Genomic DNA, 21858 nt, shown 5'->3' with positions numbered 1-21858 from the left:
GAATGTCTTGCATCAGTGTTAGCGTGCCCCGTTCTGATGCAGTTTCCGGAGGAAAGAGATGACTAGAAACCACAATTCCGATCAAGATTGTGTCATTGAGGCAGGTTGGGCCCTGGTGGAGCGCAACGGAAAGCAAGTGCTCGAAAAAGATGTGTCGATCGTGATCCGCGACTCGGAGATCGTCGACATCCGCCCAGGCAAGGTGCAGGGCTGGCAAGCGCGCGTCGACGCCAGCGACTGCCTGGTTCTGCCGGGCTTCATTTCCGGACACACGCACACCTGCATCAGCAGCCCGGCGCGTGGCCTGATCGAAAGCGGACGCTTCATGGACCGCCCCTGCGCCATGGTGGAAAACTTCAGCGACGAGGAACTGGACGCGCTGACCGCCTACAACATGGCCGAGATAGTCAAATCGGGCTGCACCACATTCGTCGAGATGAGCGGCTCGGTTCGCTATGCCAAGTCGTTCGTGCGGGTGGCGCGCGCCTGGGGCGTGCGTGCTTATGTCAGCGTCATCGTACCGAACAGCGACCGGCTGATGAAAATCTGGTATCGCACCGACGATCGGGTCCTGCTGGATTCTGTCCCAGAAACCCTGCGTGATATCGAGGAAGCGCTGCAATTCGGACTCGAAATCAACCAGTCGGACGATGATCTCGTGCGTGCCCAGATGGCGATCCATGCCGCCGACACGCATACGCCAGAAACACTGGCAGCAGTCAAGGCGGCCGCTGCCAAACTGGGCAATGGCGTTCACATTCACCTGGCCCAGCGCATCCGCGAAGTGGAAGCATGCGAGCGCATGTGGGGCATGCGCCCGGTTGCCTGGCTGGAAAGCCTGGGATTCTTTGACCAGCAGGTCATCGCCGCCCACCTGTACAAGATGGACATGGAGAAGGATCCGGCCATCCTGAAACGCCATGGCGTGAATTATGTACATTGCGCCTGCATGGCAAGCATGTTGCACCAGGCCTCGCAGCCATTGCCCGAAGCCCTGGCAGGAGGTCTGAACATCTCGCTGGGAATCGACCAGATCGGCAACGACTACATGGAAAACATCAAACTGGCCACCCTGAACGGCCAGCTGCGCATGAGTCTGCTGGAAAAGGACAGCAAGGCCAAGATGCAGCGTCCACTGATTGCCGACACAATTCGCGCGGCAACCGTTGGCGGGGCAAACATGCTGCGTCGTGGTGATCTCGGGCGGCTGGCCCCCGGTGCCAAGGCCGATCTGTGCGTGGTGGATGTGACCAAGCCACTGGGTGGCGTGGGCGCCCTGCCCCCCGAGCCGCTGCATCATCTGCTGTACTCCAGCGGCAGGAACGTGCGCCATGTCATGATCAACGGCCGCATGCAGGTCCACGACGGCAAGCTCGTGGCCGCCGACGAAGGCCGCGTGGTCTCCGAGGGCGGTGAGGCCAGCAAGCGGATTTGGGAAGGGTTGCAGAAGGAAGGTTGGTTCGACGCCCCGCCGCCGCCCAATTCCAGGGGTTGAACTGCGGCTCACAACAGCTCACGGAGGGCCTGGCCCCCTTGAGCCACCGAGACACCATTCAACAAGCAGCTTCAAACGTGCCGGCTTGACCCCGGGTCAGGATGAACAGGCCGGACTCATCACCAGACGGCTGCCCACCGGCAATAAAAGGAGAAACGAAGAAAGAAGTCATCAAGCAGTCGGCCCAAGACCTGACCCATAACTAAACATTGAGCGCAACTGACGTTCAGTTGCACAAGACAAAAGGAGACGTTGAAATGAAAGTGATCCAATCTGAACGCGCGAGGAAACCAACCAGGCAACGCAGCCACGCCCTGAGCCTCGCGCTTGCGGGTGTCTTTGTCGCAGCCATGGCCACTGGCCTGCCACACATCTCGCAGGCAGCGCCTTCGAACGACCTGTTCACAATCGGCGCGGGTACCGAACCAGACACGCTGGACGTCCAGGGACAGGGCAGCACGGCGGTCATGAATTACATGGAATTCGTGGTGGAGCCTTTGGTGCGCCTGGAGCCTGACGGTTCCCTGTCGCCCGCGCTGGCCGAGAGTTGGGAGACCAGCGAAGACGGCCTTCAGGTGACCTTTCATCTGCGAAAGAACGTGAAGTTCCAGGATGGCTCGCCGTTCAATGCAGAGGCTGTGAAATTCAATTTCGACCGCGTGCTGGACAAGAAGATCCGCGTACCGCTGCGCGGCTATTTTGAGACCGTGGACAAGGTCAAGGCGCTTGACGATCATACCGTGCGCATTACGCTAACGGCACCCACCCCCGCTTTCGTGGGTTCCCTGGTCACGGGGCCAGCGGCCATGATGTCTCCGGCCAGCATCAACAAGCATGGCAACAGTTACGAGAAAATCGTCTATCCCGTGGGGACAGGCCCTTTCAAGTTCCGCGAATACGTAGGGGGCGATCACCTCACGTTCGATCGATGGGATTCATACTGGGGGAAAAAGCCTTATTACAAGACGATCAAGATCCTGATCATGCCCGAACCAGCCTCGCGCGAAGCGGCTGTGCTGTCCGGCCAGGCCGACATGATCATGCAGCCGCCCAGCGTCGATATAGACAAGCTCAAGAAAAACCCGAAGATCAAGGTCATCATTGGCCCGACGACACGCGTCGTCTACATGGCGATGAACAACCAATCAACCGCGTTTTCGGATGTGCGCGTCAGGCAAGCGCTGAACTATGCAGTGGACAAGCAATCGATCATCAAGAACATCTTGTTCGGGGCAGCCACACCGACCCACTCGCCGCTTTCCAATTTGATGGCCAGCTATTGTGATACCGGTTTTTACAAGTACGACCCTGAAAAGGCGCGGAAGCTGTTGAGCGAAGCAGGGGCTACGGATCTGACCGTCAAGCTGATTGCACCCAATGGTCATTACATCCAGGACAGGCAGGCAACCCAGGCAATCGCCGCTTATTTTCAGCAAGTGGGCGTGAAGTCGACGGTCCGAACCACCGACTGGGCCACCTACCTGGCCTGGGTCGCCGAACCATCGGCCAAACAGGGTGCACAGATCAATATGTTCGGCTATGCTGGCTCCACTCCAGCGGCCGCCACCCCGGGCTTTGCGCTGTTCGCTGCGGGTTCTTCAGCATTCCCGCCCAATGGATACAACACCGCCTTCTACCAGAATGAAAAATTCGACAAATTGTGGAAGGAGGCCGGCAAGGAACCGGACAAGCAAAAGCGCGACGACCTGTACTGCCAGGCCCAGAAAATCATGTGGGCGGACGCTCCTTGGGTATTTTTGTGGAATCAGGGAATCCCGATCGTGACGAGCGCCAACATCACCGGTGTCGAGACGCTGCCCAACGAGATGTATCGGGCGTATGACGCACGGCCTCTGAACTCCAACTGAAGCAACTTGAATACCGGTCGCGCCAGGTGGCATGTGCCGCTGCCTCGCGCGAGGTACGGACACCTGCCTGCGCGACCGATTGGTTCGCAAAGTGACCCTATGAGGCTGCAGAATGCGTGAATTAGTAATTCGTCGATTGATTGGATCGCTGGCGACGCTGTTCGGCGTCTGTGTACTGGTATTTGGCATGGTGCAGGCCTTGCCGGGCGATCCCGCCCGGGTCATCGCCGGACTGAATGCGTCGCCACAGGACGTCCAACGCATCCGCGAGGAGCTGAAACTGGACCAGAGCCTGCCTGCTCAGTTCAGTTTCTACCTGAAGGGGGTGGCCGTTGGGGATCTGGGTGTCTCGGCGCGGTCTGGCCGCTCCGTGACTATGGAAATTGTGGACCGACTGCCTGCCACCGTCGGCCTGGCCATTGCTGCAGTGCTGACCGCCACCGTGGCAGGCATCCTGCTGGGCATCCTGGCCGCGCTGCGCCCCAATTCGCCGCTGGATTACGGCGTATCAGCGATGGCCATCGGTGCCAGCTCGATGCCGACTTTCTGGCTCGGACTGCTGCTGATATTGCTTTTTTCGGTGCACTTCCAGCTCTTGCCTTCTGCAGGCATGCTGACCTGGAAAAGCTGGATATTGCCCACGCTGACGCTGGCCTCATTCAGCCTTGCCCTGATTGCCCGGGTGACGCGCGCCGCGATGCTAGAGGTCCTGAAGCAGGATTACATCAGAACGGCCCGCGCCAAGGGGGTCGAGGACTGGCTGGTCATCAGCAGGCACGGCTTGCGCAATGCCATGCTGCCCGTGATTACAGTGATTGGCCTTCAATTCGGGCAGCTGATGGGGGGTGCCGTGCTGACAGAAGTCGTGTTCAGCTGGCCCGGGATCGGCAGGCTGCTGGTGGACTCCATTTTTGCGCGCGACTTTCCCATCGTTCAGGGGGTGATCCTGGTGTATGGCGCGCTGATCATCGTCATCAACCTGCTGGTCGATTTGTCCTATGCCGTATTCGATCCGCGGATCCGTAACTAATTAGTCTGGAACTCCACCATGATTCATGAATCCACAAAATGGCGGCGATTCACTGCGAACAAGGCGGCCTTCGCCTCGCTCTTGATATTGATCATTCTGGTAGGTGTTGCAATCGTATTGCCCTGGGCCGTCAACCTGGGTGACCCCAACCGGATGGACCTCGCAAAGGTGCTGGCCGGGCCGTCGTGGAGCCACCCATTCGGCACCGATCAGCTGGGGCGCGATATGGCAGTGCGCATCGTCTACGGCGCCCGGGTATCGCTGCTGTACGGGATTGGCGCCGCGGCGTTCGGCGTTGCCGTTGCCCTGCCCATCGGCCTGGTGACCAGCTACATCGGCGGAAGAACCGACATGACCACCCAGCGCGTGGTCGATGTGCTGTTTGCCTTCCCGCCCTTTCTGCTGGCACTGGCCTTTGTGGCCGTCCTGGGAACGGGCCTGGTCAACGTGATCATTGCCGTGGGTGCCAGCACCGTGCCGCCGATGGTTCGCCTGATCCGCAGCGGGGTGCTGGCCGTCAAGGGCGAGGAGTACATCAGCAGTGCCCGCGCGGTCGGTTGCAGCAATATGCGCATCATCGTGCGACACATCATGCCGAACATCATCGGGCCCATCATCGTTCAGGGCACCCTGTATATCGGGCTGACCATCATTGCGGCCGCAGGCCTCGGGTTTCTGGGGCTGGGAATTCAACCGCCAGCGGCCGAGTGGGGGACCATGCTCGGAGAAAGCCGTGACTATATCTTCAACGCACCGCATCTGTTGGCAATCCCGGGGCTGGCCATATTCATCGTCGTCCTGGCGTTCAACTACGTCGGCGACGGCCTGCGGGACATGCTGGATCCAAGGGTGACTTTCTGAATCCGTGAAGAACTTTCTGAATGCTGAAGCGATTCCCTGAACCCTGAAGCAATTGCCGGACTTCAGGACCGCGGAATTCGAAAGCACAGCTGGGGAACGAGTGAGACAAAATGAAAATGAACATCAAGCAACATGAAGGACCGGACGCACCGGACAAGCAAGCCTTGCTATCCATCAAGGAGCTGTCCGTAAAGTTCGGAGAGGCAGATTCTGCCGTGCTGGCAGTCAACAAGGTTTCGTTTGATGTGTCCAAAGGCGAAACGCTTGGCATTGTTGGCGAGTCCGGTTCGGGCAAAAGCGTGACCCTGCTGGCCGCGCTTGGGCTTTTGCCATCACCACCGGCCCATATAGCGGGCGGCACAGTGGTCTTTGAAGGTCGGGATTTGCTGAAAGAAGAGCGATCCTGCCTGAGAAACATACGCGGCAAGGAGATAGGCTACATCTTCCAGGACCCGCAATCGTCTCTGAATCCCGTCATGAAGATCGGTGATCAAATCGCCGAGACCCTGCTCTGCCATCATACGAACCTTGGCAAGGCGCAGGTGCGCGAACGCGTGCTGGAGCTGCTGACTCTGGTGAACATGGCGGATCCGGCACGGCTCATGGGGCAATATCCGCATCAACTGTCGGGCGGCATGCGACAACGCATCATGATTGCGATCGCGATCGCGAACAATCCGAAGCTGCTCATCGCGGACGAACCTACAACTGCGCTGGACGTCACCATACAGGCGCAAGTTCTTGATCTGATGAAAAAGGCGCAGAAGGAAACCGGCGCTTCCCTGATCCTCGTCAGCCACGATCTGGGGGTGATTTCCCAGATGGCCAGCAAAGTCATTGTGATGTATGCAGGAGAAGTCATCGAGTCCGGCAGCGTCTCGGACGTGCTGGACAAACCGCTGCATCCGTATACCTATGGCCTGATTGACAGCGCCCCGACACTGGATACCACCATCGAGGGCATCCACCCCATTCCCGGCCAGGCACCCAACCCGGCGGACATGCCATCCGGCTGCCACTTTCACCCCAGATGCAAGTATCGGCGGGATATCTGTCGCACCAGGAAGCCCGACTATCGCGAGATCAGCGACGGCCGCCATGTGGCCTGTCATTTTGCCGGGGAGATCCTATTCGGCGATCAGGCGTTTGAAGACCAGTGGCAAGACAGCCCCCGGGCTGGTGAAACTGCCGAAGAGGCACAGGCTACCGCGGTGGAGGTCGGTCGATGAATAAGCAAGAGAAGCAGGAAAGGCGGGAAATTCTGCGCATCGAGAAGCTGGAAGTGCATTTCCCGATCGTCGGGGGTGTCTTGCGTCACGTCATTGGCAGGGTTCGGGCCGTGGACGGGGTCTCGCTGAGCATGGCCGAGGGCGAGACGCTGGCGATTGTCGGGGAATCGGGTTCTGGAAAAACCACCATGGGCCATGCCACGGCCCGGCTGTTGCGCCCCACAGGCGGCAAGATCCTGTTCGAGGGCAAGGACATCACCGCCCTGGGCGGCAGGAGCCTGCGAGAGATCAGGCGCGACATCCAGGTCGTGTTTCAGAACCCGAACAGTTCCTTGAGTCCGCGCATGCGCATCGGGGATTTGCTGGCAGAACCGCTGGTGGTGCAAGGGGTATCGAAATCTGAATGCAGATCCCGGGTGCTGGAGTTGCTCGAGGCGGTCGGCTTGTCCAGGAAGTACGTGGACAGATACCCACACGAATTTTCCGGCGGCCAAAAGCAGAGAATTGCCATTGGGCGCGCCCTGGCGATCCGCCCCAAGCTGGTGGTCTTTGACGAGCCGGTGTCCGCTCTGGATGTCTCGGTGCAGGCGCAGATCATCCGATTGCTGGCGGCCATCCAGAAAGAAAGCAGGCTGACTTCCATCTTCATCACTCACGATCTGTCGGTTGTACGGGCCGTTGCCAATCACGTGATGGTGATGTATCTGGGCAAAGTCATGGAGTCCGGCCCGGTCCTGGAGGTTCTGGGCAAGCCGTCCCACCCCTACACGCTGGCGCTCATGTCTGCGGTTCCAAGCATGGACCCCGTCAAAAGGCGGGGTAATGACCGCATCATTCTGAGCGGTGATATCCCCAATCCAGCCAATCCGCCATCAGGGTGTCCATTCCGTACAAGGTGCTGGAAAGCACAGTCCATCTGTGCACAGCAAATGCCCGAGCTCAACGTGGATGCACATGGCCACGCGACCGCATGCCATTTTCCCTGCGGACCCGATGAATACGCGGGTCTGGTACGGCCACGGGTGGTCGCAAGACCCGTCCCTGAAAGGAGGCTGGCATGGCACAGGTGATTGCAGCAAAGTATGTATTGGGAATGGACGGAGAGCGTCAGAGTCTGCTCCAGGATCACTATGTCTACATCGAGGGTTCAAACATCGAGGCGGTCACGCAAGATGCGCCCGCCGCCACCGACGATGTTCTGCGGTATGAGCATGGTCTGGTGACACCCGGATTCGTCAATATCCATTCACATTGCCTCAATGGCGCCCTGTTCAGGGGCATTCCAGACGACCTGACGCTGGACCCCTGGATACCGGAGCTGATTTACAAAATCCTGATGCCATTGGGGAAAATCGCTTCAGATGAGCTGTCCGCTGCCGAGCTTCGCAGCGTCATCGCGCTGGGCCTGATCGATGTGCTCAAGGGTGGGTGCACGACCGTGATGGACATGTGGCACCACGGGCAGGAAGTCTTTTTCGACATGGCCCGTGAGCTTGGGAATCGGGTCGTGGGCGCCCCCAACATCCTGTCCGCGACAAAAGTCGGGTTCAATGCCAAAGGCGACATCGACTATGCGTATGGTGGAGACGGGCTGGGGCAGCTGGCCCGTTCGGTGGAACTCTTTCACGCCCATGATGAAGGTCGGGATGGGCGGATCCAGGTGGCGCTGGGTCCCCACGCCATGGACACCTGCGAGCCGGACTTGCTGCGAGAAATCCGCAAAACGGCCGATCAGCTGGGATGCGTGATCACCACGCACCTGGCGCAGACACCAGAAGAAGTCGCGCTTCTGTGGCGTCGGTATGGGAAGGAGCCCGTGGCGTATGCGCAGGACTGCGGCATGCTCGGGGACGACGTTACCCTGGCGCATTGCGTGCATGTCACCGATGATGAGCTGGCAGTTCTGGCGCGTACCGGCACCCATGTGGCGAATTGCGTGATCAGCTTTGCACGTGCGGGCATCAATGTTCCGTACGCGCGGTTTGCGGATGCGGGCGTGCGCACCGGCATCGGCACCGACTCTCATGGCATGAATTTCGTCAATGAATTGCGCACCGCCGGCTTTTTTTCCAAACTTCATTTCAATAAAGGTCATGTGGCATCGGCCCACCAGCTCATGGCTGCCGGGACACTCGCAGGCGCTGACGCGCTGAACCGCCCCGATCTGGGCAGGCTTGCCGCGGGCGCCAAGGCGGATCTGCTGGTCTTCGACCTCTTCAAGCCCCATCTGCAGCCGGTGTGGGATCCTGTCAAGAATCTCATCTGGAAGGGGTCGGCAGCAGACATTGTCCTGATCATGGTGCATGGCAAACCCGTGGTGCGCAATGGAGAGCTGTTGACAGCGAATGAAGGCGAGATCATCCGTGACGCAGCAAAAGCAGCCCGCAAGATTTGGGAGATCGGGGCCAGGCAGGGCGTGCTTCCGGAAACCGCCCTTTGATGCGCGACAGGGTCCGGTTTCAAGCATCAGCCATGCAAGTCGTGGCCTTGCGTGATGCGGCCCGAACTCAACGAGGTTTTACATGCGGATGAGCGATCTGGCCAGGCACCGAGTCATAGGCACTTATCTGACATTGTCGATGGGCTGCTTCGGCCTCTATACCCTGATGCTCTCATTGACGCCGATCATCGGGATGAGCAATGGTCTGAGCTCTTTGCATGTTGGCTTGTTGACGGCGGTGCTGACGGGGCTCGGGCTCTTTACCGATCTTCCGCTGGCGCACATTGCGCGTCAGCGGGGTACCCGCTTCATCATTCTAAGCGGCACATTGTGCCTCTCAATCTCCTGCTGCCTGCTTTACGCGTCCGCGGTCGGCGTGAACACGCGCATGAACATTTTGCTGCTGGTGGTGGCGACCGCCGTGGCGGCCTTCGGGTTTTCCTGTCTGATCGCGCCCCTTCTGGGAGGGATTGCCACACAGGCAAAAGGCGCCCAGGTTCCCGTTCAGGTGGTGAACGCTATCGTGCAGAGAATCGGCGCCTTCGCCGCCTCTCTGTTCATTGGATACCTGTTTTATACCAACGAACTCTGGATGGGGGCGTGCGTTGCCCTGCTCATCAGCATCATGATGATTTTCCTGACCCGCAGCCTGCCGCTTGTGCTGGTCCAGCCTTCTGGAAATTCGGCGAACGCCAGGCAGCAATTTGCCTCGATCAGGGGCAGCATATCGAATGGAGTCAAGAAGTCCATTTATGCCAGCGCGAGCGTTCAAGCCTATCTGGTTGCCGGGTATGCTTTTTTCCCGACCGTGATGAGCGCCAATGGCCTGGAGGGCTCGGTGGGATCTGCCCTGACGGTCAGAGAAGTGGTGTCCATTTCCTCTGTGATCCTGGTTGGTACGATTTTTTCCAGGGATTCGCTATCAAAATACTGGGTCGCATCCGCCTGGGTCGGTGCCCTGACCCTGGTCGCCGCACCCTTCATGACGGACCCCCTGACCGCAATCGTGCTTTTTTCCATTCACGGGGCTGCCCTGGGGATCGGGATCGTGCTGGGTAATGTCCACGCATATTTTGGCACAACGCTGGAAACGCGGGCGTATGGCTTTGCAAGCGTGGTGATGTCCACCCGGCTGACCGGTGTCATTCTTCCAATTGTCCTGGGTGCTGCACTCGAGGTCTCGGTGCGTGCCTTTTCGATGACCGTTCTTTTGTACCTTATGGCGTCGGCTGCGCTGTATTCCGCCGTAAGAATCATGCCTGCAGAGGCAAAGCCGGAATGAATCGGCCCAGGCCTGAATCGGTCTGAACCTGGATGGGCCTGAGAAGGTCCGTTTTTTCAAGCAGCCCGTCTTGCTCTGTCAATCCAGACCGAGCAAGGGCGCGGTAGTCCCCCATTTTCAGGAGTAGGTTTCGGTAGAATGTGTTAACGGAAGGGGGCTTCGTTTCTGAACGGGAGTCAATCCACCCGAAGATTTATGGAGCCGTTCGTTTTTGTGGATCCAGAGCCATTCAGTGGCGCCTCCTGGACCTCATCCAGGCTGCCATACTTCGGAATGAAGTCCGCTGCAATCACTGCGACGCTCACCTGCAGGCGGGCTTCGCAAGTGGCCCGGGTGGGGACCGCCTTGGGATCGACCCATTCTCCCCAGGCGGCGTTCATGCCCGCAAAGTCGCGATCGATATCGCGCAGCCAGTTTTGTGCCGTTAGCAAGCGGGATTTGTCGCTGCCCACTTGCGTCAACCGGCTGGTCGTCGCGGTCTGGAGGCACGGCACAGAAGTGGGATGCACTGCCGATGTAGATGCCGGCGGCGTTGGGGTGGGTGATCGTGAGGGCGGCTCGGGACTTGGTCGGTTTGAGGGGAATTTTGCGATTGCGTTGCACCATGGTTTGCTCCATCATTGCACTTGGAATGTGGTGCCGCATCGGGTACGTCGTCTTGCTCACTCTCTCAAACGGGATATCGGCGTGGCGGCTGCGAACCACCAAGCCGATTCACCAATGTCGATGACGTCACCCAGGACCACGCTAACCCGCGGGCAATTTGCACCATTGCTACATCGGTCTTCCGCAGCACCGCATTCCACCTTGCCACAAACACGACAACACGTGCTTCTTCGGCGCGATTTGCGGCAGTAGGCCGATTACTTCGCTAACCCGGTTTCCCGCAGATTTGTAGTCCGGCCACCGCGCCTATTGACTTGCTCGCCATTCGCCGTCCTTGCCGTAGTTCGTTGAGCCGTCGTAGCCTGCGGCCTGGCACATCAGGTCGTAGGTCGGCCGCATGCCCTTGCCGATGGAGGTGTCGGCGTTAATGACGATTTCCGGCTGAAGTACGTCTTTGCGGTCGAACGCTTTAATGCTGTAGCCCCACCCGGGGCCCATATCGGAGGGGCCGACGAACACTGCCTGGTCTGCGCTCACAAGCGAGACGAACACCGCAATCTCCTGTCCGACATCAGTGGAATGCGCAGAATCGCGCATAAGCTGGTTGTACATTTCGGCCAGCGCCACCACGCCATTGAACGTAGTGGGTCGAGCCTGCGGCGGCAATGGTACGACGTGCCGTATCAAGATCTCAAAGCGCTCGGCACTGATTTCTCGTGCCCCCACGACCCGGTTCAGGTAGCGAATCTCGCCATGGCTTAAACCAAACCCTTGCCTGATCATGGCGCGCAGTGGCTCGCGCAGATCGATGGCCTCCAGCAGGCGGTCGGTGCACGCTCCGCGATGACATACGGCGTGTGCCATCCAGGCGGGCTCGAGACGCAGCGCTGCGCAGCGGGTGACTCGGTAAATCTTGGTCGCGCACAGCCAGTTGTAAACCGCGATGGAACGCGAACCGGCTGAGCGCAGCAAGTGGACAGCGTGCGGATCGGCGTAGACGGCGTGTGCCGCCAGGATCTGGGCCATCGCCAGGTGGATGCCGCGCGCCTGCCAGCGGGTCAGCAGGGCTTTGAGACGGGGAGCCCCGTGCGTGGCTTGCAAAGCCCGAGCCCACTGCCGGTCCAGATGCTGGCGCAGCAGCCGCTGGTCGGCGCTGCCAAGCGGCCCGGCCTGCTCCATCAGCGACGCTTCAAGCAGATTCTAGTCGGGCCACGGGTCTGCGCCCATGGGGCCAGGGCTTGAGAAAATCAAGAACTCGCCGGTCCATTGAATGCCGACTACGACTTGGGCGACGTGATGGCCGGGAAATGCCGAGATGGCCTTGAACGCGCCGTGCCGAAACACCTGCAGCCAAGCCAAGGGGCACTGAAGACGACCCAACTACTGCGCACCGACACGCTGGAGTGAACGGGCCGGTACGAAGTGGCTCAAGATACCGGCAAGGGTCCAAACGGTGCGGGTGCCGGCGGCACCGATGGCCGTGGCATTGCCAAGCCTGCCAGCTGGGGCGATAGGTGGGAGTTTCATTGTTGAAAGCCTTTACGGGCTGTGTGCCGACCCCCCACGGGGCCCAATGTGGGCCTGTGGAAGTGTTGGTGATGGAGGGGCTACAGAACCGACTTGAGCGCGTTCTGCTCGAACAGCCCGAGGCCTCTGATGTAGCACCGTACCATGTGCTCGGACTTGTGGCCAGTTTGGCGTTGGATGGCCCAGGTAGGCACACCCGCCTTGGCGGCGCTGGTGACGAAATCCACGCGGGTATGTGCGTGACATGCACTCAGCCCCGCGCGCTGCGGACTTGGTCTTTGAGAATCCGGCATTCCAGTGGGCGTGCGTGGTTGACGTGTGAGGGACGCTGAACGAGCTTGGTCGTCCAGCCGGGGGAGGGCGCGAGACTGGCGGCGCGGGTGCTGAGTCTGATACGAAGGCAAGCCCCCAAGGGCCCACCGCGCTAATACAACGAGAGGCCGATGGAGCGTCGAGTAAAGAGCGAGCCCCTTGTCAAGGACCTCGGTCATCAGTTGTGTGAGTCTTGCGACGAAACGTCGGCCCGTTGGGACGGGTGTTCGCCACGGTACTCAACCACCATACGGAAGGTGCGTTCGCTCACCTCGGGTGAGAGCTGGTTTGGCTTCCCCATCGTTCCATCTTCTCGAGGCTTGGAGCCACCTCAAGCCCCGGGGCGGCCCAGGGCCACCTTCAAAAGGAATAAAACATCTGGCTAGACGGATTTCCACCAACTCATTTGCAGGAGACCCATGTCTAATTTTCCCAACAACCCCCTCCAATCCTTGCTTGACTCGCGACCCGAAAACGACAGCGGTTTTCGCCCCGAGGTCTCGCAGGAGGCGCTCAATCGCGCACTCCAAAGTGCCGGACTGCCTGCTGGCGTGCCCCCCGAGCACGGAGCCTTCTTGCCGGCGCTGGTGGGTGACATGCGAGACCAGGCGGCTGCACAATCCGGCGGCCTGGCCTTGTTTGCGCTGTCGGGCCGCGACCTGCCGGGGCTCATTCCGCCCTGTTTGAGCGACTATGTGGTCTGGTACTTCACTCTGCCAGCGCAGATGAAACACGCCATTGCCGAGTTGCTGACTGCGACCTTGGATTGCTTTGGGAACTTGACCGGGGACCCCTGGAGGAATGCCGTCTTCCTGGGACTGGTCACGCAAACCCAGCTGTCGCAGGGGTATTCACAGGACGGTACCAGCCCGCCGTCCCTGTGTTTCACCCAGGAGGGCACCTCCTTGTCCCGGGCGTGCAGGCAGGGCTGCGTTTTGCTGGTGTTCGACTGCGCCGGAGCGTTGCATTTGCGGGGCATCCCCATGGGCGAGAACATGATTCTCGGCCTGCAAGGGTGCGAGGGGAGCTCGTTTCAGCGGCCCATGCGGATGTATGCCTGGAAATATCTCCAGGAGCGCACGCGGGCGGTGGAGGAAACCGGTCACGACCCCGAGGGCCCGCCCGCCGGCGGTAACCACATCGTGACGGTGTATTCGCCAACGCAGGGCCAGGGCGCTGTGCGCCAGGCGTTGCCCGCGCATGTCATGCATCGGATGCCCCGCATCCGATGGTGTGGCATCGAAGCTGCTGCCATCGGTCGGCTGAGGAAGGTCACCCACTTCCTGGAGGGCGCTCAGAGAGACGACGACCGCCTGTACCTGAAAAATACGGTGGTACGGGAATTCCATGATGCCCTGGAATCTGAGCCACTCGGCGCACGGGTCGAGCAGGTGGCCTTGCGTGCGGACAGTAACAAGTCGTGCTATGTGCTGGTGCTGCAAGTCGGCTCCCAGGTGTGCGTGGTTGCGATGGACGTGACGGACGAGCGGTTTCAGCAGGCGTACCGAATCTGGGCCGAAAAGGGGGTCTGCCCGCTGGCACTGGAAAACCTCAGGAACGGCCGTATCGTGACCCGCGAAGTCGCCTGGCCTTCGGATTTCACCGGCAAGAGCGCCGCCGTCGGAAGCACGCATCCCGAAGCACGCCTGCCGGGCCGCCACTTGTCCGGCGACGCGGCCGTGTGGGCGCTGGTCGAGACGATTGGTGCTGCCGATGGGGAGCGCCTGGTTTGCCATAGCTGCGATGCAGTGGATGAGCACGATTGGGCCAATGCATCGTAGAGCGCCTTGAAGGTTCGGATTCCCCCCGAACCGCCCGCAGGACTGGCCCCTCGCGGGCCTTTCTTGCTGGGGCGTCACTCTTTTGCGCAAACCGGAGCCCCGGCGGCTTCGCCAGGACAGATTCCTGGCGACAGCAAAAAAGGCTAAACACAGGGCCTATATCAATGTCCAACCAACTTTTTGAAAGCTTTGTGCGCATTCCATTGATGGCGGACACCCTGCGCTGGTGTCCTGAGTGACAGTGGCAATCGTATCCCAACTGTCCGCGATGAATGTGGAATGGGCTGATTGCGGGGCGGCTTAAGCGGCCTTGGCCAGCTTTCGCATGGACTCACCTTTGAGCGCCATCTTGTGCGAGCCGTGCACGATGCGGTCCAAGATGGCATCGGCCAGGGTGGGCTCATCGAGCCAGGCATGCCAGGCTGTTACCGGCAACTGGCTGGTGATGAGCGTGGAGCGGCTGCCCACCCGGTCATCCAACAATTCCAGCAAATCATTGCGCTCATGCGCGGCAATGGGTGCGATGGCGGAGTCATCGAGTATCAGCAGGTCCAGCTTGGCTAACTGGCCCAGCCTGCGCGCAAAGCTGCCATCGCCATGCGCCACATGCAACTCCTCCAGCAAGCGAGGGGCGCGGGCGTAGAGCACCGAGAAACCCAAGCGGGCTGCCTGCTGGCCCAGAGCACACGCCAGCCAGGTCTTGCCGTAACCGGTGGCACCGGTCAGCGGCACATTGTGGCCATGGCGCAGTCAGTCGCCGCCGGCCAGGGCGCCAATGACTTCGCGGCTGATGCCGCGGTTGCTTCTCCAGTCAATGTCCTCCAGGCAAGCCGAGGAGACCTTCAGCCGGGCGGCCTTCAACAGGCGCTCCAGACGCTTGCTGTCGCGCCAATCAACCTCCCGTTGCACCAGCAGAGCCAGGCGTTGTTCAAAGGGCAATTCAGCGGCAGCGATTTGGTTTGCCGGGTTGGTCAAGGCGGCAGCCATGCCATCCAGGCGCAGGGTTCAGAGTTGGTGCAGGGTGCCCGCCAAACACCGCCACCAGTTCGGCCACCTTGCCCCGCGCACCGATGTTTGATGCCATCGAGCGGTGGGCATACACGGTGTGCAGCGTGGCCCCGGCATACAGGCGTCGCGCCGTGGGGGTGTCGTGGTTCGACACCACTACAGGGATGCCCTGCTCGGCCAGTTCGCGGGCCAGGCTTGCCAGCTTCTCTTGCTGTGCCATGCCAAAGCGGTTCTTGCTGTAAGCAGTGAAGCTGGCAGACGCGTTGCCTTGCGCATCTTCTCGGTCTACATATGGTGGGTCGCAATAGACCACGTCACCGGGCCTCGCCTGCGCCATGGTGTCCTCGAAGCTTGTGCATAGCAGCTGGGCTTGCCCCAACTTCGTGGCAAAGCGCTCAGTGGCCTCCGTTGGAAACGCCGGCAATTTGTCATGGTGGGCAAAGGGCACATTCATCTGGCCCCGCTTGTTAACCCGGTATAGCCCGTTAAAGGCAAATTTATTCAGGTAAATGAACAGGGCCGCCCGTTCAGGTTCAGGCGTCGCCGGGTCGTTAAACCTGCTACGCAGAGCGTTGTAAGCCTCTGGGCTGCGGTTGCCCTCGACAAACAGGGCCTGGGCTTGGCTGACCAATGCAGCGGGGTCAGTTTGGAGTTGGGCATACACAGCCATCAGCACTGCATTGGTGTCGGCCAGCAGGTACTGCTCAAAGCGGCTAGCCATGAAGACACTGCCGGCCCCGACAAAGGGCTCAATCAGGCGCTGACCTTGGGGCAACAGGGGTAGCAATTGGGACAACAGGCGGCGTTTGCTCCCGGCCCATTTAAGGAACGGAGCGCCTGAGCTGGAACTGATGCCAGCGGCGCTTGGGTTTGCGAAGGTGCTGGCGAGTGAGGATGACTGACCAGCGGCGGCTTGAGTTGGGAATGAATAGTTCATTCCGCGTCAAGCAATCGGTTTTAGCCTCCGCTCGGATTAGCCCCGAACCGCCAGCAGGACAGGCCCCTCGCGGGCCTTCCTTGCTCGCACTTGGGCGTGAAAAGCCGCGCAGAGCGTCCATTTCGCGCGCACTCATGACCTGTGGGACGGCTGAACCAGAGCGGCGCCCGTGTCGCCCTGCAGGGGGTCAGCTTGAACACGCTGCCCCGCCCGTGCTGGGACCTCATGGACAAGCCATGGCCGGGCCGCCTTGCAGTCTGAGTGCAAAGCTAAACCGCCCGGGCAGGCTGCGGCGTACTCGCGTGGGGGATTTCAGCAGCCTGTTAAGGCGGTGGTCGACCCCTTCTCAATTTCGCTTACGACTACGGCTGCCCAGTCAAGGCGTCGGCGCTCAGCCCTGCGAAATCACCTGACTCGTTACGGCCTCGTACACGTCCTGAATAAGCTGCACCGCTTGCGGACCCGCGCACTCCAAGCGATGGCTGCGCACGTGGTCGTACATGGCAAGGATGGCTCGAGCGGGCATGGCGTGGCCGGCCAGCCAGGTAGCGCTACTGAGTTCATACACCATTCCCATGGCTGCGTCCACACAGCCTCGCAGCATCTCAACGTCACAGTAGTCGACAGTGTTCTGAGCCTGGTTTGCTACGTTCTCCGCCAGCGCGCCAAGGCGAAGGAAGAATTCCCCGGCGACGGTAGTCATCAGCTGCCATTTCGCCTGGTTGGGCGCGACGGCGGTCCGTGACACGGTTTGCGACTGGAAGAGTCTGTCGAGCACTTCAGCGACTCCGGCAATCATTTCGCAGGCATCCGCGTCGTCTGCCACCGAGCAACGAGGTGTGCTGCCTTCGTGGGCCGACTTGGAGTCGCCGGCAGCCCAGAAGAGCATCTCAAGGGCTGCCTCGGCGCAGTGCCCGACCGTGCGAACCACCTCGACAGGAACACAGCCGTCATTGGAGTTCTTGTCCTGATGCTCCAGGAACAGGTCGAGCCTGTAGATAAACTCCGCCGCGACACTGTAGGTCAGCTGACTCTTGCTGTCGTCCGCCGGATTGGGAAAGCTGTAGTTGCTCATTGCATCTCCATAAGTTCAAAAAACGAGGGCCGTTGTGTCCTCGCTCTGGTTTAGCGGATGTGTTTAGCCTTTTGCTCTGCGGCACAGCGGCCTTTCTGACCTGCATCGCTGGCCCGGGTCGCTGGATTTCAGGCCTGCGTCGAGGATGGGTCACTTGACCCTTGAGTATGCAATGTTCAATCGACCGCGCCGGTGTCAATGCACCGCTGTGGCCGCTGCGGCACCCAAGGGTGCCGGTCGCTTCATTGAGTGGCTAGGCATCTCAGCATTGAGCCGCCCGGCGAAGCGCAATCCAGGCATAAATTGCGACGTTGATGCCAACGACTACAGCCGCGAGTATGAACTGGACCTCGCGCGTCAGCCCGGATGGATAAATGACCTCGATAAGGTAGTGCTCGACGAAGCCTCCCGTGTAGCCTGATTGCCCTGCTCGGATGCGAAGGTGGTCCTCAAGGTCGGTGAGCGGGCAGATGCGGCCCGTCAGCTCGACAAAGACTGCCCGGGCCGCCGCTGGGAGATGAACATCTGGCATCCAGCGGCGCCAGGCGGCGAGTGCGCCGCCAAAAATTGCAAACAGGATGAATCCCAAGTGGAACAGGAGGACGCCGTCAGCCACAATACGAAAATACATAAGGATATCGACAAGAGGGTTCATGCCAAACGAGCACGAGGCAAGCGTGACCGATTTGGGCCGATTCCTGCCTGAGGGGTTGCATTGTCCCCACTTTGCCTCGCCTACTCGTGAACGCCTGGCGCTGGTGGAAAGTCTGCCCACTGCGGGTCAAGAGGGCCGGTATGTGTGCCCGTTCTTTGAGCATTAACGGCATGCCCATGAGGGACGCCACCTTCGCCAGTGGTGCATACCTTTATCCACAGCCTAGACCACCGTCTACATGGGTGACTTTTGATGCGACAGTCCGCTTGCGTCCCGCTTTATGAGCCCAAGACGCGTCTCGAGACGCGTATGGTTCATCCAATCGCCAGACCTATTGCGTTCGAAACGGTTTTGATAAGTGCTGCCTGAATGGTCGTCTACGACTGTTCAGCCTTCAGTGTCGTCGTCGCACTCAACGTCAGACGGATAGACCTGTGGGAGGTCAAGGTGCGGCCAGTCTTGCTTCAAGTCACGAAGGAGTTGCTGCGTCTCGCGAATTGATTCGAAATACAAATGGTATCGATACTCGCTGGGGTCGTCGGGTTCAACGCAGATATAGCATCGTATCGCGTCCTCCAACGCGTCTACCATTTCGTCCAGGTACCAAGTCAATACTTCGATGACTTTTTCGCAGCTCTGAACGCTTTGACGCGGGACAGTCGCAATGCGACCATTAAGAGCTCGTTTCAGGTAATTCTGCTGCGCGCACTCCGACTGCGCAGGGCTATTGGGGTTTTCAAGTGAACTCATGGTGACTCCTGTTGATTTGAGCGTCAATAGGAATAGGCACTACGTTTATATTTCCGTTCACGGCTCGTGACTTCACCCTGGATGCAGCCACAGGAGAGAAGGCATTCGTCTGCGGCCTGAAGCAAACGCCGAGAGCCTGTCCTGAACTTCGTGTGCGAGGCATAGCAGGACGACAAGTGGCATCTATGCCAAGCAACACGAAGAAGAATGCGGCGATTGCCGCACATCCCCAAGGAGCCGATTGACCAGTTTGTGAGCGGCCCGTTGACCGGCGAGGCCGTCAATGCGGTACTTTCAGTGACCCGCATTGAGGGCGGGCACAGCCACAACGTATTGCCGGCGGAAGTTCAGATTACCGGCACTGTGCGCAGTTTTGATGCCACCGCGCAAGACTGCATTGAAGCCGCCCTGCGCGACACGGCCCGGGGAGTGGCACTGGCCAATGGCACGGATGTGCAGGTGAAATACCAGCGTTACTACCCAGCCACAACCAATACCGCTGCCGAGGTCACACTGGCGCTGGAGGCCGCGCAGGCTGTGGGTCTGCAGGCACAGGGGGCTCCGCATGCAGCTTTCACCTCAGAAGACTTCGCTTTCATGCTGCAGCGCAAGCGTTGTGCCTACCTGTGGCTGGGCCAGGGGCGAGCAGAGCCCGGCCCAGACGGTGACCGCGCCTTGCACCACCCTTGCTACGACTTCAATGATGAGGCACTCCCTTTGGGGGTGCGCTGGTTTTGCGAGGTGGCTGCTTGCGCTCTAGTTGCAAATTAGTGGCGAATTCCACATCAGCACTCACTGCTGATTTGGAAACAGGCGCTCGATCGGGCAGTGTGTTTTGATGAAGGGCGACTTGATGACGATGTAGCTGAAGTATTTGGCAATGCCAATATTGCGCTCCAGCAGGTCTTCCATGACCTCCTGGTAGTGGTTTACGCCACGGGTCAGGAATCGCAGCAGGTAATCGTAGCCGCCACTCACCAGATGGCACTCCAGCACCTCGTCAACGCCACGCAGCACCACTTCAAAGCGGGTAAAGTCTTCGCGTCGGTGGTCTGACAGGGTGATCTCGGTGAACACCGTCAGGGTGTCCCCCAACTTTTCCAGGCGCAGGTGCGCCCCGTAGCCCGCGATATAGCCTGCCTGCTCCAACCGTTTGACGCGGATGAGGCAGGGGCTTGGCGACAAGCCCACCGCATCAGCCAAGTCCACATTGGTCATGCGGCCGCTCTTTTGCAGCTGCGCCAGAATGCGCAAATCCAGTCGGTCGATTTTCAGTGCTTCATTCGTCATTTTGGGCGGTGCGTAAAAGAGGACAGATCCTATTGTGACGTGATAGCAGGGGCAGCGCGAGCGGGATTACACCTGCTCAGTCTTTCAGGGCGGCACGCACATCGGCGTGGGCCAATACGTCATCCAGTGTTTTCCTCACCCGCTCGAACATCAGGCCAAAGTCGGACGTGGTGAAAGTGAGTGCAGGTGCGAAGCCCAGAATGTTGTCGCCAAACGCACGGAAGACGATGCCGTTGCGATATGCCGCGGCCGAGATGCGGCTGGGCAGGTCCAGCGCAGGGGCGAAGCCGGCCTTGGTGGATTTGCTGCTGACCAGCTCCAGCGCGCCCAGCAGGCCGCGATGGCGCGAATCCCCCACCAGTGGATGGGCCAGCAAATCATCCAAGCCTAGGGCAAACACCGGTGCCACACGCTGCCCGTTGGCCAACACGCCGCCTTCTTCGTACAAACGCAGCACCTCCAGTGCCACGGCCGCGCTGACCGGGTGGGCCGAGTAGGTGGCACCGTGGCCGATGGGGGCACCTTTGGGGGCACCATCGGCAATGGCCGAGTACACGTTGTCGCTCATCAGCGTGGCACCCATGGGCACATAGCCCGAGGTCAATCCCTTGGCCACAGTCATCAGGTCGGGTTCCACGCCTTCGGCCAGGCAGGCAAACATGGGGCCGGTGCGGCCAAAGCCGGTGATGACCTCGTCCACCACGAACAGGATGTCGAGTGCGCGGGCAGTCTCGCGCATAGCCTTGAGCCAGCCTTGGGGCGGTACGATGACGCCGCCCGAGCCCTGGATGGGCTCACAGAAGAAAGCGGCTACATTCTCCGCGCCCAGCTCGGCAACCTTGGCCTTCAGGGCCGCCACCGAGGCGCCGATGATGGCCTGGCTGTCAGCGGGATTAGCCGCGCGGTAGGGGTTGGGCGAGGGGATGTAATGCTGCGTGGGCAGCGGCAGGTCAAACCCGCGATGGAACACGGGCAGCGCCGTCAGCCCCGCGCCGGTGGACGAGGAGCCGTGGTAGCCGCGCTCCAGCGCGATGAAATGTTTTTTGCTCGGCTTGCCGATAGCGTTGTAGTACTGCACGATGAAGCGCACGGCCGCATCGACGGACTCCGACCCTCCCAGCGTGAGGTACACGTGCTGCAGAGATGCGGGCGTGATCTGCACCAGCTTGTCGGCCAGGCGGATGGCGGGCTCGCTACTGAAGTGGAAGTACCCAGTGGCGTAGGGCAGCTTGCGCATCTGCTCGGTAGCGGCCTGCACCACGCTCTCCTGCCCGTAGCCCACGTTCACGCACCACAGGCCTGCAAAGGCATCCAGCAACTGGTGGCCCCGGCCGTCCGTGAGCCAGACGCCTTGCGCGGCCGTGAGGATATTGGGACCGCGCGCCTCATGCGTGCGCCAGGGGACTACGGGGTGGATGAGATGGGCGCGGTCCAGTGCGTCCAGTGCGGCGATCTGAGGAAGGGCTTCGGAGTGGGTCATGGCGGCATCCGTGGGTGACTGGGGGAAAGGGCACGAGGGGCGGTACGAACTGCATCGCAACACCTCGCAAGGTGCTCATAGGTTAGAGGGATTGCCAGCCAAGGTGATGCTGCTTTGAGTGGGTTGCACGCAGTAGCGTGCGGTTGTTGGGGTCTGGACAGCACATCGTTTGGCTGTGGCCGTCCGGGAGCTTTCGTGCCGCGCGATGTGCATTTGTCGCTCGAACCGGTGT

General features: G+C 60.2%; 18 protein-coding genes and 2 pseudogenes. 11 read left to right on the top strand and 9 right to left on the bottom strand.

The features are described 5' to 3' along the window. The first annotated feature begins 136 nt into the window (after positions 1 to 136). The 8 genes from B0E49_RS12110 to B0E49_RS12075 all read left to right on the top strand — a co-directional run bounded on the left by B0E49_RS12110 (position 137) and on the right by B0E49_RS12075 (position 10205). Positions 137 to 1495, top strand: coding sequence for an amidohydrolase family protein (locus B0E49_RS12110; RefSeq protein WP_168175051.1), 1359 nt, complete (start codon positions 137 to 139; stop codon positions 1493 to 1495). Between the two features lie 257 nt (positions 1496 to 1752). After that, the gene (locus B0E49_RS12105; RefSeq protein WP_077562444.1) at positions 1753 to 3363 is read left to right on the top strand and encodes an ABC transporter substrate-binding protein; all 1611 of its coding nucleotides are present in this window, start codon (positions 1753 to 1755) and stop codon (positions 3361 to 3363) included. Positions 3364 to 3475: 112 nt separating this feature from the next. Next, positions 3476 to 4393 carry an ABC transporter permease gene (locus B0E49_RS12100; protein WP_077562443.1) on the top strand — a complete coding sequence of 306 codons (918 nt, stop codon included), beginning with the start codon at positions 3476 to 3478 and terminating at the stop codon, positions 4391 to 4393. Positions 4394 to 4411: 18 nt separating this feature from the next. Beyond that, positions 4412 to 5254, top strand: a complete 843-nt coding sequence (locus B0E49_RS12095) for an ABC transporter permease (protein ID WP_077562442.1) — start codon at positions 4412 to 4414, stop codon at positions 5252 to 5254. 110 nt (positions 5255 to 5364) lie between these two features. Continuing rightward, on the top strand, positions 5365 to 6483 hold the full coding sequence (locus B0E49_RS12090) for an ABC transporter ATP-binding protein (RefSeq protein ID WP_217349242.1): 1119 nt from the start codon (positions 5365 to 5367) through the stop codon (positions 6481 to 6483). After that, entirely contained in the window at positions 6480 to 7553 is a 1074-nt protein-coding gene (locus B0E49_RS12085) for an ABC transporter ATP-binding protein (RefSeq protein ID WP_077562440.1), read from the top strand. Before B0E49_RS12090 ends, B0E49_RS12085 begins: the two co-directional genes overlap by 4 nt. Then, a complete protein-coding gene (locus B0E49_RS12080; RefSeq protein ID WP_077562439.1) occupies positions 7541 to 8923 on the top strand; it encodes an amidohydrolase family protein in 1383 nt (460 codons plus the stop codon). Before B0E49_RS12085 ends, B0E49_RS12080 begins: the two co-directional genes overlap by 13 nt. A gap of 82 nt (positions 8924 to 9005) precedes the next feature. After that, on the top strand, positions 9006 to 10205 hold the full coding sequence (locus B0E49_RS12075; protein WP_077562438.1) for an MFS transporter: 1200 nt from the start codon (positions 9006 to 9008) through the stop codon (positions 10203 to 10205). 176 nt (positions 10206 to 10381) lie between these two features. Here B0E49_RS12075 and B0E49_RS20915 read toward each other — a convergent pair whose 3' ends face one another. Together B0E49_RS20915 and B0E49_RS12065 are read right to left on the bottom strand one after the other, a co-directional pair. Next, the gene (locus B0E49_RS20915) at positions 10382 to 10657 is read right to left on the bottom strand and encodes a RidA family protein (RefSeq protein WP_077562437.1); all 276 of its coding nucleotides are present in this window, start codon (positions 10655 to 10657) and stop codon (positions 10382 to 10384) included. 460 nt (positions 10658 to 11117) lie between these two features. After that, entirely contained in the window at positions 11118 to 11990 is an 873-nt protein-coding gene (locus B0E49_RS12065) for a hypothetical protein (protein WP_077562436.1), read from the bottom strand. Positions 11991 to 12077: 87 nt separating this feature from the next. On the opposite strand from B0E49_RS12065, the gene B0E49_RS20545 reads away from it, so the two are divergent. Both B0E49_RS20545 and B0E49_RS12060 read left to right on the top strand, forming a co-directional pair. Next, positions 12078 to 12218 carry a hypothetical protein gene (locus tag B0E49_RS20545; protein ID WP_168175050.1) on the top strand — a complete coding sequence of 47 codons (141 nt, stop codon included), beginning with the start codon at positions 12078 to 12080 and terminating at the stop codon, positions 12216 to 12218. 851 nt (positions 12219 to 13069) lie between these two features. Continuing rightward, positions 13070 to 14431 carry a hypothetical protein gene (locus tag B0E49_RS12060; RefSeq protein WP_077562435.1) on the top strand — a complete coding sequence of 454 codons (1362 nt, stop codon included), beginning with the start codon at positions 13070 to 13072 and terminating at the stop codon, positions 14429 to 14431. Positions 14432 to 14731: 300 nt separating this feature from the next. Here B0E49_RS12060 and istB read toward each other — a convergent pair. From istB to B0E49_RS20220, 5 genes and pseudogenes are all read right to left on the bottom strand, one after another. Continuing rightward, a pseudogene (istB, locus tag B0E49_RS12055) lies at positions 14732 to 15418 on the bottom strand (IS21-like element helper ATPase IstB). Further along, complete coding sequence (locus B0E49_RS12050; RefSeq protein ID WP_077562482.1) at positions 15372 to 16376, bottom strand: Dam family site-specific DNA-(adenine-N6)-methyltransferase; 1005 nt, start codon at positions 16374 to 16376, stop codon at positions 15372 to 15374. Before B0E49_RS12050 ends, istB begins: the two are co-directional and overlap by 47 nt. Before the next feature lie 391 nt (positions 16377 to 16767). Next, positions 16768 to 17451 carry a hypothetical protein gene (locus tag B0E49_RS12045; RefSeq protein ID WP_077562434.1) on the bottom strand — a complete coding sequence of 228 codons (684 nt, stop codon included), beginning with the start codon at positions 17449 to 17451 and terminating at the stop codon, positions 16768 to 16770. 262 nt (positions 17452 to 17713) lie between these two features. Continuing rightward, positions 17714 to 18106, bottom strand: coding sequence for a DUF2784 domain-containing protein (locus tag B0E49_RS12040; RefSeq protein WP_353647349.1), 393 nt, complete (start codon positions 18104 to 18106; stop codon positions 17714 to 17716). Positions 18107 to 18493: 387 nt separating this feature from the next. After that, a complete protein-coding gene (locus tag B0E49_RS20220) occupies positions 18494 to 18856 on the bottom strand; it encodes a hypothetical protein (RefSeq protein WP_144264542.1) in 363 nt (120 codons plus the stop codon). A gap of 282 nt (positions 18857 to 19138) precedes the next feature. On the opposite strand from B0E49_RS20220, the pseudogene B0E49_RS12030 reads away from it, so the two are divergent. Then, positions 19139 to 19627 (top strand): annotated as a pseudogene (locus tag B0E49_RS12030) (M20/M25/M40 family metallo-hydrolase); the annotation flags it as partial. A gap of 21 nt (positions 19628 to 19648) precedes the next feature. Here B0E49_RS12030 and B0E49_RS12025 read toward each other — a convergent pair. Together B0E49_RS12025 and B0E49_RS12020 are read right to left on the bottom strand one after the other, a co-directional pair. Next, a complete protein-coding gene (locus B0E49_RS12025) occupies positions 19649 to 20146 on the bottom strand; it encodes an Lrp/AsnC family transcriptional regulator (protein ID WP_077562431.1) in 498 nt (165 codons plus the stop codon). A 76-nt stretch (positions 20147 to 20222) separates the two neighbouring features. Then, a complete protein-coding gene (locus B0E49_RS12020) occupies positions 20223 to 21626 on the bottom strand; it encodes an aspartate aminotransferase family protein (protein WP_077562430.1) in 1404 nt (467 codons plus the stop codon). Positions 21627 to 21858 lie beyond the last annotated feature (232 nt).

Source organism: Polaromonas sp. C04 (assembly GCF_002002705.1).
Classification (GTDB): domain Bacteria; phylum Pseudomonadota; class Gammaproteobacteria; order Burkholderiales; family Burkholderiaceae_C; genus Rhodoferax_A.
Note: the sequence above shows the minus strand (reverse complement) of the source record. Positions and strands in the feature narration are given on the sequence as shown.